This window comes from Psychrosphaera sp. HA2-10 (assembly GCF_055693745.1).
In genome coordinates this window covers 736,286-752,037 of record NZ_CM146341.1, presented here as the reverse complement: position 1 = coordinate 752,037, position 15,752 = coordinate 736,286, and the positions used below count along the sequence as shown (strand labels likewise).

Sequence of the window (15,752 nt, the reverse complement as noted above, 5' to 3'; positions counted from 1 at the left end):
ATTCAAAGCATGAATATTTAGAATTCTAATTTAGGCTCAATAGCCAAGTTCTCGTTGATGTCTATAAACAACTGTTCATCCGGCGTAACCCGCCATGCTGTTCCTAGCTCCAACTCCGCACTTGCCAATTCATTTTGATAGCCAATTCGTATTGGTGTTGTTCCATCTTTGTACGGCAGTAAAATTCGTTTTAAATGTTGTTTAAGGCTTGTTGCTTGTGCCTCTCCTGTTACATTTAACTTAATGTTTCGAACAAATTTTTCTCTTGCCATAGTCAATGACATAACATCACGTCCGGTCATTGTATTGCCGTCACTGTAATTATCAAAGCTGACCTGTCCAGAAACGACTATAATTTCACCACTTTGCAGTAAATCTTTAAATTGTTCAAACTGTTCTGGGAATAATCTGAAGTCTAACCGTCCACTTTTATCATCCAAGGTGACCAGCGCCCATTGGTTACCCTTTTTATTAACTAGCACTCGCATGTCTATAATTAACCCACAAACAGTGACCGTTTGATCACGGCGAGTTGGTTCAACTTCCGATAATTTAAGCTTTGTGTAATGCCTTAACTCTTTGCGATAGGCATTTATTGGATGACCAGTTAAAAACAGTCCTAATGTATCTTTTTCACCTTGCAGCCAAATCGCATCTGGCCATAGGCTTGCTTCTTTAAATTGTGGCTTTACTTCTTCATGCTCTGTTGCGAACAAACCGAATAAGTCCGACTGACCTAAATCAGCATTTTTTGCGTGTTGCGTGGCGGCCTTCATCGCATCTTCGAGAGACGCCATAATGATGGCTCTATTCTCTTGTGTGTGCGGTTCTGGCCCAAGTTGATCAAGTGCGCCTGCTAAAACAAGCTTTTCCATTACGCGCTTGTTTATTCGCTTAACGTCAACTCGAGCACAGAAATCAAATAAGTCAGTGAACTTGCCACCTTCATTTCGAGCTTCCAAAATGGCTTCAACAGGTCCTTCACCCACGCCTTTTATTGCGCCGATGCCATAGACGATATGCCCTTCGTCATTTACGGTAAACTTATATGAACCCGAATTAACATCAGGTGGCTCAATCGTTAGCTTCATGCGGTCGCATTCATCGACCAAAGTAACAATCTTATCCGTGTTGTCCATATCAGCAGACATTACCGCCGCCATAAACTCTGATGGATAATGGCACTTCATCCATAACGTTTGATAGGAAACTAACGCATATGCTGCTGAGTGAGATTTGTTAAATCCGTAGCCGGCAAACTTTTCTACTAAGTCGAAGATTTTCATCGCCAATTCTGGGTCGATATTATTATTCTTTGAACCTTCCGCAAATGATGAGCGTTGCTTTTCCATCTCCTCGGGCTTTTTCTTACCCATAGCACGACGTAGCAAGTCAGCGCCACCTAACGAGTAACCTGCCATTTCCTGGGCGATCTGCATTACTTGTTCTTGGTATAAAATAATGCCGTAGGTTGGCTCTAAAATTTCTTTTAGGCATTCATGCTGATATTCATGATCCGGATAAGCAACCTCTTCTCGACCGTGTTTACGCTCAATAAAGTTATCTACCATGCCCGAATCCAATGGGCCCGGTCTAAATAGCGCTACTAATGCGATAATATCTTCAAAGCAGTCAGGTTGAAGTTTTTTAATTAGGCTTTTCATACCTGACGATTCTAGCTGGAACACAGCTGTTGTTTCAGCATTCATCAACATTCTGAAGCTAGCTGCGTCAGCCATATCTATAGATGCAATATCAACGTGTTGCTCTGGATCATCGATACGGCTATTGGCCATATCAATCGCCCATTGCAATATGGTGAGTGTTCTTAAACCTAAAAAGTCGAATTTAACGAGCCCTGCAGTCTCGACATCATTTTTGTCAAATTGCGTAACCGGGTTTTTACCTTCATCGTCACAATAAAGTGGCGCAAAGTCTGTGATTTTAGTAGGTGCAATTACAACACCACCTGCGTGTTTACCGGCACCTCGAGTCACACCTTCAAGCTTTCGGGCCATATCGATCAGTTCGCGAACTTCTTCGTCTTGATTGTACAGTTGCTCTAACTGCGGCTCAGCTTTAAATGCCTTTTCTAATGTAATACCCGGATCGCCTGGGACTAGTTTTGATATCCGATCGAAAAAACCAAATGGTTGACCAAGTACCCGACCTACTGACTGGATAACGGCTTTGGCAGCCAAAGTACCAAATGTGATGATCTGTGATACTGCGTCTCGGCCATAAAGCTCGGCAACGTGGTCGATAACTTCATCGCGTCGATCCATACAAAAATCGATATCGAAATCGGGCATAGAAACACGTTCTGGGTTCAAAAATCGCTCAAAAAGTAATGCGAACTCAAGAGGATCTAGGTCAGTGATTTTTAACGCATACGCCACCAATGAACCGGCACCAGAACCACGACCTGGACCAACTGGAATATTATTATCTTTACTCCACTGAATAAACTCAGCAACAATTAGAAAGTAACCAGGAAACCCCATTTGGTTAATAACTTTCAGCTCTATCTCTAAGCGCTCATCATATTCGACTCGTTTTACCGCTCTTTCTTGTTCATCTGGAAATAGAAACTCTAATCGCTCTTCTAGGCCATCTTCAGACAGTTTTACTAGGAAATCAGCCTCTGTCATGCCATCAGTAGGACACTCAGGTAGGAAGTAAGTGCCTAACTGAACGGTAACATTACATCGCTTAGCAATCTCAACGGAGTTTTGTAAAGCCGACGGCACATCAGCAAACAACTCACACATTTCTTGTTCAGATTTTAAATATTGTTCTGAGCTATAATCTTTAGGTCGGTTTTTATCATCAATCGTACGCTTTTGGTTGATGCAAACACGAACTTCATGTGCCTCAAAGTCACTTGCATCCATAAATACAGCTTCATTCGTTGCGACAACAGGTAAATTTGTTTGCTCCGCTAAATCCAGCGCTTGCTCAACATACATTGCCTCATTAGGCCGCCCTGTTCGCGTCAGCTCTATATAAAAATGATCAGAAAAATGTTCAACGTAAAAATCAAGCACCGAGGAAAGTAGCTTTTTATTGTGCTTGCTAAGTGCATAGGCAATATCACCGGCCGTTGCACCCGATAAGATAATGACGCCCTCTTTGTGTTCTATCAGCCAGTCTTTATCTATCGCAACTTTACCCAGCAGAGAGCCTCGTAAATAAGCTTTTGAGATTAACGTGGTTATATTTTTATAACCGTCATTATTTTTAGCCAATAGCGTCAATCTGAATAATGGTTCATCGTCTTCACGCTTTACCCAGACGTCGACGCCAATAATTGGTTTTATACCTTTGCCGTGGGCGCCTTCATAAAATTTAACGAGACCACAAAGGTTCATCTGATCCGTAAGCGCAATTGCCGGCATAGATTGCTCAGCGGCTCTTGCAAGAATCACTTTTACTTTGGCTAAACCATCCATCATGGAGAAATCGCTGTGGACACGTAAATGCACAAATCTCGGATCTTGATTGGACGTAATAGGCAAGTTTGACGGTTCTGACATAAATTATAGTAATCTTATATAGTAATTTTACTGAAATACGGGCGACATAAGGCTTAGCACATTGCCAGCTATTAACTTATACCTAGTGCTTTTTGCACTGGCTTAAAACTTTTCCTATGGTGCGGTGTTGGACCGAATTTGGCAAGCATTTCAAAGTGTAATTTTGTTGGATAACCTTTATGTTTAGCAAAGCCATATTCAGGGTGAATCTGATCTAACTCGTCCATTTCTTGATCTCGAGCAACTTTTGCTAATATTGATGCCGCTGAAATCTCAGGGACGAGCGCATCACCTTTAACGACCGCATTTCCAGCCATTGGCAAGTTAGGAACACGATTTCCATCAATTAACACATGCTCTGGTTGAACATCGAGTCTAGCCACAGCTCTTTGCATTGCTAACATGGTGGCATGTAGTATATTTAATTCGTCAATCTCACTTGGATCTGCACGTCCTATCGACCACGACAGCGCATCTCGCTTGATAATTTCCGCTAATGCATTTCGCTTTTTCTCTGATAGCTTTTTCGAGTCCGTAAGGCCTTCTATAGGCTTGTTTGGATCTAAAATCACCGCAGCTGTAACAACATCACCCACTAAAGGTCCACGACCAACTTCATCGACACCGGCGATTAATAATACGTTAGGGCGTTGAAAATTTTGTGCATTAAAGATAACAGACATCTTACTTATCCTCTAATACTTGCCATATTGAACGAGCGGCTTTGGCACTGGCATCTCGCTTTATATCGATATGCAACTGAGTAAACTGCTCTATCATTTCTGTCTGTGGAACTTCCAGCATAGGCTTAATGTGAGAGACTATATTCTTAACTGACGCTTCTTCTTGAATCAGTTCGGCAACGATCTGTTTTTGTGCAAGTAAGTTAGGCAGGGTAAAAAATGGGGTTTTAATTAAGCGTTTAAATATTTCATAACTTAGCCAACTAACCTTATAGGCAGTAACCATAGGTGTCTTCATTAACATGGTCTCTAGCGTAGCTGTACCAGACGCTAATAGAACTACATCTGCTGCCCCCATAACCTCTCGAGCATTGCCGATAGATACGGTTATATTCAATTCAGGGAATTGTGTATCTATTTGAGCTTGAATTTGCTGAGCTCTGAAGTCATTCACCGCTGGCACTAATATTGTCAACTGAGGAAAATCTTGTTTGAGTTGACTCGCTGCTGCTAAAAAGGGCTGTAACAGAAATTTAATTTCCGAACCGCGACTTCCAGGCAGAACCGCTAACACTTTATCATCTGTAGCCAAGCCCAGTTTTGTTCTACATTCAGCTTTTTGACTCTCAACTGGAATTTGGTCGGCAAGTGTATGACCCACAAAATCACACGGCACACCATGTTTGTCATAGAAGGCTTTTTCAAAAGGCAGCAAAGCTAACACCTTATCAACCGCTTTCTTGATTTTTTTTACTCGAGATTGACGCCAAGCCCAAACGGATGGGCTTACGTAATGAATGGTTTTAAATCCTAAATCCTTTAACTGTAGCTCCATGCCTAAATTAAATTCTGGGGCATCGATACCTATTACAACGTCAGGTTGCCAAGCGGCAAGGTCTTTTATTAACTGCTTGCGCTTTTTAAGCAATCTAGGCAAGCGCTTAAGTATTTCAACCACTCCCATCACAGAGAGCTCTTCCATATCAAAGTAGCTATGCGCCCCCAGTGAAATCATCTTGGGACCGGCTACGCCACGAAATTCGATGGTCTTATTTTGTTGTTTGGCAAGATCAGAAAGCGCCGACATTAAGTCAGCGCCCAATAAATCGCCGGAGTGTTCCCCAGCTACTATGCCTATTTTTAGTGTCGACATAACTCTCTTTCTTTTATACGTCTATCATCCGTACGCATGCCCTAGCAATAAAACAGTTACTTTTTGATTCTAGGTCAGTAACGTGGCTTAACGAATAATGCCTCTTGATGAGTTTTTTATAAATGAAGTAAATAACTCTACGGCAGGATCTGATGAGTCTATACTAGACAAGGCATCAGCCACGCTCAAGCCTTTTCGATAAGTTGTACGATACGCAGCCTTTATTGCACTGATTTGCTCTGAACTAAAACCTCTACGCTTCAGTCCTTCACTATTCAAGCCTTTCGGCTCAGCACCGTTACCGGCCGCAAGTACATACGGAGGCACGTCTTTTACCACTATACTATTTAGCCCGATAAAACTATGTGCGCCAATGTGAACAAATTGATGCACGCCAACCATTCCACCTAAAATAGCCCAATCACCAACATGTACATGTCCTGCAACACTTGCGTTGTTTGCAAATATTACGTTGTCACCGATTACGCAGTCGTGCGCTACATGGGTATAAGCCATAAACAAATTGTTGCTACCAATTTTAGTTAGGCTTTGATCTTGAATTGTACCACGATGGATAGTGACGTTTTCACGGATAATATTATTATCGCCAATTTCAAGCCGAGTTGGTTCACCAGCATACTTTTTATCTTGGCAATCTTCACCTACCGATGAAAACTGATAAATTTCATTATTTTTCCCGATAACACTTGGGCCTTTAACTACAACATGGCTATGAATTACGGTATTGTCACCAATGACCACATCATCACCAATGATAGAATAAGGCCCGACACTTACATTTTTGCCTAGTATTGCACTTTTAGAAATGATTGCAGTTTCGTGTATCAAATCAAAATCTCTTTTATATAGTTGTTAAATTAAAGGACACGACGGGCGCACATGATTTCTGCACTAGCCGCTAATTTTCCATCTACTAAAGCTTCACCTGAGAACTTCCATATACCGCGACGTTCTTTTATAAACTTCACGTGAAAGTGAATTTGGTCGCCTGGCGTAACTGGGTGCTTAAAACGAGCGTTGTCTATTGCTGCAAATAAATATAGTTCATTTGGATCTACTTGGCCTTTTTGAGCTTCAATCGTCTTAAAACCTAGTAAACCTGTAGCCTGGGCCATCGCTTCTAAAATCAGTACACCTGGAAATACAGGTTTACCTGGGAAGTGGCCTGTAAAAATTGGTTCATTAATACTGACGTTTTTTATGGCGTGCAGTGTTTCACCAACTTTATAATCAATAACACGGTCAATCAGCAACATAGGGTATCTATGTGGCAGATATGACATGATTTCTTCGATTTCAAATGTATTTAATTGCTCAGACAAAATATGTCTCCTTACAAGCTGCAATCAGAACTATTTTTGTATCTTTTTTTCTAAGGTTTTAACCCGTGAAAATAGTTCAGTCAATTTTCTATAGCGTGCCGCATTATTGCGCCACTCTTTATTTGTTGTTGCAGGCATCCCTGATGAATATACACCTGGCTCCATTATATCGTTAATTACAAAAGTTCGGCCAGTTATAAACGCTCGATCACATATATTAAGATGACCAGCTATACCAACGCCACCACCTATCGTTACGTTGTGGCCAACTTTTGTGCTTCCTGCAATCAAAGTACCAGCTGCTATTGCCGTGTAATCACCAATCTCGACATTATGCCCAATTTGAATTTGATTATCGAGAATAACGCCTTTACCAATTTTAGTGTCAGCTATAGCGCCACGATCAATTGTAGTATTCGCGCCAATTTCTGTACCATCACCAATACTAACTCCGCCTAATTGCGGAATTTTAATCCACTTTTGATTGTTGTTTTCTTGAAGAGGTGCGTAGCCAAAACCGTCGGCTCCAATAACAGAGTTTCCTTGAACCATACATTTGGAGCCAAAAGTGACGTTATGATAAACGGTTACGTTTGGCCATAATCTTGTGCCTGCTCCGAGTATTGTACCTTGTCCTATGTAGCAACCTGCTCCGATCTGTACATCATCACCAATTTCAGCACCGTCTTCGATAACTACATTGGCACCAATGGCCACATTACATCCAATTGTTGCTGTTGCACCAATAATTGCAGAAGGGGCAATCGTTTTTACTTGCTGAGGTGTGGTATCAAGTTTTTGCGCAACAAGTGCAAAACCCACGTAAGGGTTTTCCATTACCAGCGCATCTTTGGTCCAGTTATCAACCATATCTGGTGCTAAAATTACGCAACCAGCTTTACAAGTTGTTAAATGTTTAGCGTATTTTTTATTCGCTAGAAAAGTAATATCACTTCCTGAAGCACCCTCTATGGTAGCGATTCTTTGAATTAGCAAGTCTGCGTTACCTTTTATGCAAACTTCTATTCCTGACTCATTAGCTACCCATGCTGCTAATTCTTTAAGTGTATATTTCATTTATATTGCTCCAGACACAAAAAAGCCCACTTTAGAGACTAAAGTGGGCTTCACTATAGTAATATGATTTTACTTAACTTTACTTGCTTTTTCGATTACAAGTTGAGAAATGTCTTTCTCAGGAGTAACAAACGCTACTGATTGCGCTTGGAACACCACATCAATCTTTTTCTCAGCCGCAACTTCGTCAACCGCAGTCTTAATGATAGCCATTATTTTATTGCGCTCTTCAGCTTGACGACGACGAATGTTTTCTTGCAACGGTTGAGCTTTAGCTTGATAAGACTGCTGCATAGTTTCAATGTCTGAGCGCAGTTTATCTTGTTGTTCTTGGCTCATTGTCATTGATTCACGCTGAAACTTTTCCATATTAAATTGGATGTCGCTTTTTAGTTTTTCAACTTCTTCAGCTGCACCAGCAAACTCTTGTTGCAATTGTTGTTGCATAGCCGCCATTTGCGGTAACTGTGCTACAACTTTTTGCACGTCTACTACTGCTATCGACTCAGCCCAAGCTGTAACCGAAAATAAGATACCTGTTGTTAAGGCTAAGATTTTTTTTGCTAGTGTCATTTTCTACTCCAAAATTAAAGAACTGTTTTCCCTAAAAGGTCGTTCCGATATTAAAACTAAATACTTCATGTTCGTCTTCTTCATATTCTTTAAGTGGCTTTGACCATGTGAATACTAGAGGTCCCATTGGTGATAACCACTGAAAACTTACGCCGGCAGATACACGATAACGACCCGCATCAGAATAATCAACTATCTTTGCTCTTTGATCTGCGGCTAAGTTATCGTAATCACTAATATCAAACTCCGTATCCCAGACATTACCTGCATCGATAAATACTGATGTTCTAACTGAGTTAGCAAAATCATCCGATAAGAATGGTGTTGGAGTAATTAACTCAATACCACCAAATACCGACGCATTACCACCTGTCGCGCGGAACGTTGGTTGAATGGAATCATTTTCAGACCCTATAATAATACTGTTTATGCCACCAATTGTATTTGGACCACCACTGATTGTTTGTGATACTCGTTGAATACCTTTTGGACCAATTGTGTTGCTTTCAAAGCCACGAAGGTCATTTGAACGTTGTTGCATATTTTCCCAAAAAGGTAAAGTCTGTTCATTACCATTTAGGTCCCCATAACCATTACCATAGTTTGCCTCAAACCGAGCCAGTAGAGTCCACTTATGGTTATCTGTTAGAGGGAAGTAAAACTTGGAGTCAAAGTTAAACTTAAAGTACTCAACATCTGAACCAGGCACAGATACTTTGAAGCCATAATATTGACTTGAACCATCCGATGGGAATACACCTCGGTTCAATGTATTTCGACTCCAGCCGATATTTGCTTCAACACTTTCAAAGTCAAATTTTGCATCTGGATCTGCAGGATCAATATATGCTTCTGCAAAACGTCTAATTTGGTCATAAGGCTGTAACGACGATATTTCGATATCTTTGTAAGCCACACCAACACTTATTCTGTTGTTTTCCATAACAGGCCAACTGAGAGTTGGACCAATCGAAACGGTTTTTCGAGAATATGTTACTAGATTTACTTTCGAGGCATCGTAACTACTGTAAGATATCTGACCACCAAGTGCGACACCGTCGTCTGTAAAATAGTTATCTGTATAGTTTAGAGAGATAGTTTGTTGTGCTTTCCAAGTGTTCAAGCCAATGCCAACAGAGTTTCCTGTTCCAAGAAAGTTTTCTTGCTGAATGGATGTGTTAAACGCAAGTCCAGTGTAATCACCATATGAAATACCCGCCTGGAAAGTACCCGACGCTTGTTCTTTTATTCTGAATACAACATCGACTTGATCGTCTTCACCTGGTAACTCTTGAATTGCAAAATCTACACTTTCAATATATTTGAGACGTTGTAGAAGAGTTTTAGACATTTCTAACAAATTATTCGATAACGTGGCACCTTCAAATTGGCGCATCTCTCTACGTAATACTTCATCTGACGTTGAAAAATTACCTACAAATTTGATTCGTCGAACATAAACTCGTTTACCTGGGTCTACAGATATTGTCAGTTTTACTTCTTTTGTTTCATCATTTGCGTCTGGAATTGTATTTACTTTTGCATTTGCATAACCAAAACGACCAAGGTACTTAGTTATCATTTCTTCTGTATAAGTAACTAATGCTCCGTTATATCGCTCGTCCTTACGAATTGGGACAATCTTTCTAATAAAATCTTCTTGCCCTAATAGATCACCAATAAAATCAAAACCAGTAACTGTGTATGGTTCACCCTCAGAGACGTTTAAAGTTACATAGACAGATTCTTTATCTGGAGCCACCGACACTTGCGTTGAATCTAAGTTGTAACGCAAATAACCACGATCTAAGTAATAATCGCGAATCGTTTCCATATCACCTTTAAGTGCTTGTTTTTGATAACGGTCGTTATCCATAAACTGCCACCAGGAAAGATTCTGTTTACTTTCAATACCGGCTAACAACTCTTCGTCATTAAAAACTTCATTTCCTACAATATTGATTTGTTTTATCGATGCAGCATCACCTTCATCAAACTCAAACTTCAATTTAACTCTATTTCTTGGTAGGTAGGTAACCGTTGCGTTAATTGACGCATTATATTTACCAACACTATGATAAAAATCTAAAAGTCCAGACTCAACGGTATCAAGAACAGTTTTATCTAAAGACTCACCAACTCTGATATTACTGTCGTTTAAGCTCGTTTGTAGTTGATCATCTTTAATATCACTGTTGCCGTCGAACTCAATGTCACTAATTGTAGGACGTTCCGTAACTTTAAATATAATTTTATTACCGTCACGGAAGGCTTCTATATTGGCAAAAAAGCCCGAAGCATAAAGTCGCTTTATAGATTGAGCGACGTAAAACTCGGATATCTGATCGCCTACGGTGAACGGTACATGAGTCAATGCAGCACCGAGTGCAACACGCTGCAGGCCATTAACTTGAATGTCTTCTATGACAAACTTTTCATCATTGGCAACAGATAACCAACTCGCACTTACTAAAAAAATACCAATTAAGACTTGTTTCATTATTATTTTAATTCCAATACAACTACTACGGCTCGTTTACAACGCACTATAAACGACCAAAATCATTAAATAAGGCGATTCCCATAATCAACATCAGTGCAATTGCACCAAAACGGAATCCCAGTTCCTGTACCCTTTCAGAGACAGGTTTTCCTCTTATAAGTTCAATAATAAAATACATTAAATGCCCACCGTCTAAGACAGGTAAAGGCAACAAATTAACTACGCCGAGGTTTACACTTATCAGCGCCATGAAGCTTATAAAATAAATAAAACCGCTTTGGGCACTTATGCCGGCCCCCTGTGCAATTGCAATAGGGCCACTTAAATTTTCTAGACCGATAGCGCCAGTCACAAACTTCCCAATCATATTAAAGGTCAGTTTTATCAAGTCCCAAGTTTTCACAAAAGATTGATTGATGGCGGGCAAAATAGCATATTGATTAGTAAATACATAGTCTTTTGGCCATTCTTCAAACTTTGGCGAGACGCCTAAATAACCGCGTGAAAAACCTTCTTCCGTTGGACGGTTATTTGGTGAGACCTCAAGCGTGACTACCTCGTTGCCTCGCATTACTGCGATAGAAAGTAATTTCCCTGGAGAGTTTGTAATTATGGACACGGCCTGTTGCCAAGAACTCAATAGTTCGCCATTAATTGATAGTAAAGTATCATTTTTAATTATACCGCCAGCAAAAGCTGCGCCTTGCTCGTCGATATAGCTAATCGTTAATGTCGGCTCTGGTGAAAAAGGCGTAAAACCAAGTGACGACATTAGCTCGCCTTCTTCAATTGACCAGCTCTTTGTGTCTATTTCAATAAGCGATTCTTTACCATTTCTCTTTACTACTAATGGAATTGTGTCGTTACCAATCAAATCAATTAACTTATATTGAACGGAAGACCAATCTGTTACTGATTCGTTATTAATTGAGGTAATTAAGTCATTCGTTTGCAGCCCTGCTGTTTGCGCTGCTGAGCCTTCTTTAACATCGCCTATTACCGGTTTTACCGCAGGTACACCGACGACTAGCATTATAAAAATCAGTACTGCAGCAAAGATGAAGTTTGCTAGTGGCCCTGCCGCAACAATTGAAATACGCTGTAATACATGTTTTTTATCGAAGGCTAAGTGGTGCTCCTCTGCGGAGACACTATCAACTCTGCCATCTAACATTCTAACGTAGCCGCCCAATGGAATAAGCCCAATTACATATTCAGTGCCGTCTTTGCCAAGCCACGAATAAATCGGTTTACCAAAACCAATGGCAAAACGAATAACCTTAACGCCATTGCGTCGAGCAACCCAGTAATGACCATATTCATGCACAAAGACTAAAATGCCTAACGCGACTAAAAAGCTTATAATATTAATTAGAATATCCATTAGCAGGCATTACCTTTACTTATATTAGCTATTGCATATTCCCGAGCGCGGCAGTCTAACTGTAGGATATCGTCTATCGTTGTCGGTGATGCGCCGCCTAACTCAGTTAAGCAGTACTCGTTCACTGTCGCTATGTCGGTAAATCTAATATTGCCTTTTAAGAACGCATCCACAGCAACTTCATTACTTGCATTTAAAACAGTTGTTGCGCCCTGACCCTTTTGCGAGGCTTCTAAAGCTAATCTTAGGTTAGGGAAACGCTCGAAATCAGGCTTACAAAAAGAAAAGTCCGCTAATTTACTAAAATCTAATGGCTCTACGCCTGACTTAATTCGACTTGGATACGCTAATGAATGAGCAATCGGCGTCCGCATATCTGGTTGGCCCATTTGAGCTAGCACCGAGCCATCAGAGTACGAGACCATAGAATGAATTATACTTTGCGGGTGAATTACGACTTCTATTTGATCAAATCTTGCATTAAATAACAGTCGAGCTTCTACAAACTCGAGCCCTTTATTCATCATAGTTGCAGAGTCTACTGATATTTTAGCGCCCATACTCCAGTTTGGGTGGGCAACAGCCATCTTGGGCGTAATGTTGTTAAACTCAGAAATAGGCGTATTTAAGAATGGACCACCGGAACCGGTTAATAATATTTTCTCCACCCCTGCCGACTCCAAGGCGCCGCCTTGTTGTACTTCGGCAGGCAGAGACTGAAAGATCGCATTGTGCTCGCTATCTACCGGCAATAATTCAGCGTTATTATCTCGAACGGCGTCTAAAAACAGCTCACCACTCATTACCAGTGCTTCTTTGTTAGCTAGACAAATTCGCTTTCCAGATTGAGCGGCCGCCATTGTTGGCATTAATCCGGCACCACCTACGATCGCAGCCATGACTATATCTACTTCATTACAACTAGAGACTTCGATTAACGCATTTTTACCGCTTCTAACCGTGACATCTAGGCCTAACTTGAGGACTGCTGTTTGTAATTTTTCTGCTGCTTGTTCATTTGCCATAACGGCGATAGAAGGGTGATGTTGCTGACACAATGCGATCATGCCATCAACATTAGTATTGCCAGTTACAGCATACAAAGAATATTCAGAGCGGTGACGAGACATCACATCTAATGTAGATAAGCCTATAGAGCCTGTGGCACCGAGTATAGTAACGGATTGCATTAAGTTCGCTTACAAATAGAAGTGACTAAAGAAAACCAAAAATACTGGCATTGCGGCGGTCAAAGAGTCAATGCGATCTAGTAGACCACCGTGCCCTGGAAGTATATTCCCGCTATCTTTTATTCCCGCGTCTCGTTTAAGCATACTTTCGCTTAAATCACCAAATGCCGACACAACACCAATGACAACACAACATGCTGTTAGTGCTAACCAGTCAGTAAAATCAACGTTATTGTTCCAAAGGACTACCAGAGACAAAACGACAACTGCTACCATGCCACCAACAAAACCTTCAATAGTTTTACCTGGGCTTACATTCGGCATAAGCTTATGGCTACCGAACTTCTTACCCGCAAAGTAGGCACCGATGTCCGCCGACCAAACAATACTAAATACAAATAGCGCTAACCAAGCACCGCTATCTTTATCCAATAGGTAGTGATATTCCCGAATCGTCAATAACGCAATCCAAGCAGGTACTAGCGTTAAGTAACCAAATATAGATTTTACGATTGGTTGATGTTGCCAGACTCGGTTACCTCTTGGGTAAATAAGTACAAGTACAGAACTAATGGTCCACCATATACACGCTAGCACCATTAATAAGTAGTTATTCTGCGTCAATTGGCCAGTTAGCGTCCATAAAGAGAAATCGAGTACACCAGCGTACAGGCCGATGCCAACAACCACAGCTCCAGCTGCGTAGAGTAATTGATACTTAAATTGCGAAATTTCAGCAAATTTGCTCCACTCGTAGGCTCCGTAACCAAAGACAGCAAGCGAAGCCCATGCAAAATAGTCGAACGGCATTGTGAACAGTGCCGATAATAAAATTGCAGCCAATATAACTGCGGTAATAATGCGTTGTTTTAACAAACTAATTTCCCAATTCTAAAATTCATTAAGTTTGACCTGTTCACCTGTAAGACCAAAGCGGCGTTCAGTTCCTGCAAAAGCTTCTATCGCTTGTGCAAAACTGAGCTGATCAAAATCCGGCCAATAAATAGGGGTAAAGTGTAATTCTGCATAAGCGAGTTGCCACAACAAAAAGTTACTTACGCGTGACTCCCCACCCGTTCGAATAAGTAGGTCTAACTCTGGTTGCTCCGCTAAGGACATTCGATCACCAAACAAAGCTTCATCTATACTATTAGGGTCTAATTTACCTGACTGAACATCATTGGCAATACTTTTTGCCGCATTAACTATGTCCCAGCGCCCACCATAATTGGCGGCTACATTGAGAGTTAGTCCCGTATTTGAGTCAGTTAAGTGATGCGCGCTTGCGACCTTTTGTTGAATCTTGTCGCTAAACGCAGAAATATCCCCAACAATTTTTAACTTCACGTTATTTTTATGTAACGTATTAACTTCTCTAGTAAGCACTAGCATGAAAAGCTCCATCAAGCCGCTTACTTCGTCCTCAGGTCGTTTCCAGTTCTCACTAGAGAAAGCGAACAGGGTTAGTGATTTAACACCAACCTTTCGCGCAAAACTGACAGCCTCTCTAACTGAGTCGACCCCTTTTTTATGTCCATAGACCCTAGGCATTCCCTTTTGTTGTGCCCAGCGTCCATTCCCATCCATAATAATCCCAACATGCTTTGGGATAGAGCCTGAATAGTGTGAAAGAACCTGTTCAACAACGTCTTTTTTTGCCATTTTTAAAACCTGCTTGATAATAAAAACGCCGTTCACTTTGACTGTAACGGCGTTTTTATTTAACTTCTGAGCCGCGGATTATATTTCCATCAACTCTTTTTCTTTTGTTGCTAACATTGCATCAATAATTTTCATTTTAGCGTCTGTAAGCTTTTGGATTGCGTCTTCAGACTGACGAGCTTCATCTTCAGAAATCTCTTTATCTTTCAACAGTGACTTTATGTCACCATTTGCATCACGACGAATATTACGTACCGCAACACGACCGCCTTCAACTTCACCCTTCACAACCTTAACTAGGTCACGACGACGTTCTTCAGTTAGTGGTGGTAATGGGATTCGAATTACAGTGCCTGCAGACATAGGGTTTAAACCTAAGTCTGATTTCATAATTGCTTTCTCTACTGCTTGCGATAAAGATTTATCAAACACAGTTAGAGATAACGTGCGGTTATCTTCAATAGTCACGTTTGCTACCTGGTTTAACGGCGTATCAGCTCCGTAATAAGAAACTTGAATGCCGTCTAAAAGACTCGGGTGCGCGCGACCGGTGCGAATTTTATTTAATTGAGACTGAAGAGACTCAATACTTTTGTCCATGCGAGTGGCTGCATCTTTTTGAATTTCATCTAACACAGTAAATATCCT

Annotated in this window: 13 protein-coding genes; all 13 read right to left on the bottom strand. The window is 40.9% G+C overall.

Going from position 1 to position 15,752, the window contains the following annotated elements:
• Positions 1 to 17: 17 nt before the first annotated feature.
• Positions 18 to 3,536, bottom strand: coding sequence for a DNA polymerase III subunit alpha (gene dnaE, locus ACZ1GV_RS03480; RefSeq protein ID WP_472675249.1), 3,519 nt, complete (start codon positions 3,534 to 3,536; stop codon positions 18 to 20).
• A 71-nt stretch (positions 3,537 to 3,607) separates the two neighbouring features.
• Positions 3,608 to 4,219, bottom strand: coding sequence for a ribonuclease HII (gene rnhB / locus ACZ1GV_RS03475; RefSeq protein ID WP_472675248.1), 612 nt, complete (start codon positions 4,217 to 4,219; stop codon positions 3,608 to 3,610).
• A gap of 1 nt (position 4,220) precedes the next feature.
• On the bottom strand, positions 4,221 to 5,372 hold the full coding sequence (gene lpxB / locus ACZ1GV_RS03470; RefSeq protein ID WP_472675247.1) for a lipid-A-disaccharide synthase: 1,152 nt from the start codon (positions 5,370 to 5,372) through the stop codon (positions 4,221 to 4,223).
• Between the two features lie 87 nt (positions 5,373 to 5,459).
• Positions 5,460 to 6,221: an acyl-ACP--UDP-N-acetylglucosamine O-acyltransferase gene (lpxA, locus tag ACZ1GV_RS03465; protein WP_472675246.1), complete on the bottom strand. Its 762-nt coding sequence runs from the start codon at positions 6,219 to 6,221 to the stop codon at positions 5,460 to 5,462.
• 29 nt (positions 6,222 to 6,250) lie between these two features.
• Positions 6,251 to 6,715 carry a 3-hydroxyacyl-ACP dehydratase FabZ gene (gene fabZ / locus ACZ1GV_RS03460; RefSeq protein ID WP_472675245.1) on the bottom strand — a complete coding sequence of 155 codons (465 nt, stop codon included), beginning with the start codon at positions 6,713 to 6,715 and terminating at the stop codon, positions 6,251 to 6,253.
• A 30-nt stretch (positions 6,716 to 6,745) separates the two neighbouring features.
• The gene (gene lpxD, locus ACZ1GV_RS03455) at positions 6,746 to 7,792 is read right to left on the bottom strand and encodes a UDP-3-O-(3-hydroxymyristoyl)glucosamine N-acyltransferase (RefSeq protein ID WP_472675244.1); all 1,047 of its coding nucleotides are present in this window, start codon (positions 7,790 to 7,792) and stop codon (positions 6,746 to 6,748) included.
• Between the two features lie 69 nt (positions 7,793 to 7,861).
• Entirely contained in the window at positions 7,862 to 8,365 is a 504-nt protein-coding gene (locus tag ACZ1GV_RS03450; protein WP_472675243.1) for an OmpH/Skp family outer membrane protein, read from the bottom strand.
• A 31-nt stretch (positions 8,366 to 8,396) separates the two neighbouring features.
• Positions 8,397 to 10,871, bottom strand: coding sequence for an outer membrane protein assembly factor BamA (gene bamA, locus ACZ1GV_RS03445; protein ID WP_472675860.1), 2,475 nt, complete (start codon positions 10,869 to 10,871; stop codon positions 8,397 to 8,399).
• 40 nt (positions 10,872 to 10,911) lie between these two features.
• Positions 10,912 to 12,252 carry a sigma E protease regulator RseP gene (gene rseP / locus ACZ1GV_RS03440; RefSeq protein WP_472675242.1) on the bottom strand — a complete coding sequence of 447 codons (1,341 nt, stop codon included), beginning with the start codon at positions 12,250 to 12,252 and terminating at the stop codon, positions 10,912 to 10,914.
• Positions 12,252 to 13,442 carry a 1-deoxy-D-xylulose-5-phosphate reductoisomerase gene (ispC, locus tag ACZ1GV_RS03435; RefSeq protein ID WP_472675241.1) on the bottom strand — a complete coding sequence of 397 codons (1,191 nt, stop codon included), beginning with the start codon at positions 13,440 to 13,442 and terminating at the stop codon, positions 12,252 to 12,254. Before ispC ends, rseP begins: the two co-directional genes overlap by 1 nt.
• 9 nt (positions 13,443 to 13,451) lie before the next feature.
• The gene (locus ACZ1GV_RS03430; RefSeq protein ID WP_472675240.1) at positions 13,452 to 14,318 is read right to left on the bottom strand and encodes a phosphatidate cytidylyltransferase; all 867 of its coding nucleotides are present in this window, start codon (positions 14,316 to 14,318) and stop codon (positions 13,452 to 13,454) included.
• 15 nt (positions 14,319 to 14,333) lie between these two features.
• Complete coding sequence (gene uppS / locus ACZ1GV_RS03425; RefSeq protein ID WP_472675239.1) at positions 14,334 to 15,104, bottom strand: polyprenyl diphosphate synthase; 771 nt, start codon at positions 15,102 to 15,104, stop codon at positions 14,334 to 14,336.
• 78 nt (positions 15,105 to 15,182) lie between these two features.
• A complete protein-coding gene (frr, locus tag ACZ1GV_RS03420; protein ID WP_472675238.1) occupies positions 15,183 to 15,740 on the bottom strand; it encodes a ribosome recycling factor in 558 nt (185 codons plus the stop codon).
• Positions 15,741 to 15,752: the final 12 nt, after the last annotated feature.